The sequence below is a fragment of the Delftia sp. ASV31 genome (assembly GCF_016428765.1).
GTDB lineage: Bacteria > Pseudomonadota > Gammaproteobacteria > Burkholderiales > Burkholderiaceae_C > Comamonas > Comamonas acidovorans.
Window position 1 is genome coordinate 1 of the sequence record NZ_JAELTK010000197.1, and the last position, 762, is coordinate 762.

The following is a 762-nucleotide window of genomic DNA, read 5'->3' on the forward strand; positions in this document are numbered from 1 at the left end:
CTGTTCGCATTTCGTCGGCAGCGTCAGATGTGTATAAGAGACAGGTCTGCGACTGACCATTAGCCGCAGACGCGACATCTGAACAGTACTCTGCTACTCGTCCACATACGTTTACCGGGCCAACGAGTGGTCTCGGAGGGGTGGTCGTCTACCGCGGCGTCGGGCCTGTCTGCGTGATCCGCTGGCCCGCTCCTTTCTGCTCGAGGCCGCGGGCGCAACGCCGGTCGCAGTGATCCGAGCTGACACTACCCTTTATCGACTTCTTCCAATAACATAACAACATGAAGAATTTTAACAAGTATGACTTAAATTGAATTAAATAATCTACCTTATTTAGCCAATCAACAGCCATCCACTCAAATAAAATAAAACCCCATTCACAAGGAGAAGAAAAGTGCAAATCAAAAATATCATTTCCGCTACAGCAATAACTCTTGCGGCAGGGACGTCGCATGCGTGGACGTTGGCATACGCACACGACGCGAATGGCAATGCAACTGCCGGCTCTCTACAGGGGCTGCGGAATGCGGCCTCCAATGGAGCTTCGGTAAAGATAGTCGCGGTTCTGCCTGGCCATGATTTTCAGCTTCCTTGCGCACCCGTTTCTATTCATACGGGCTCAACACAAGAGGTTGTTTGCATTGCAAGCATGGATCTTCGGAATTATGGAGAAACTGGTGCTCAATTTGGCCTAATCATAGGCCCACCGCAAAATTCGCACTTCAAGGCTAATACGGCCGGACCTGTCTCTTATACACATCT

General features: G+C 50.3%; 1 protein-coding gene. It reads left to right on the forward strand.

The window, feature by feature from the left end; genetic code table 11:
* Nucleotides 1-394: 394 nt before the first annotated feature.
* Nucleotides 395-762, forward strand: a 368-nt coding sequence (locus JHD82_RS30040; protein WP_233174951.1) for a hypothetical protein, incomplete at its 3' end; no start/stop codon positions are given.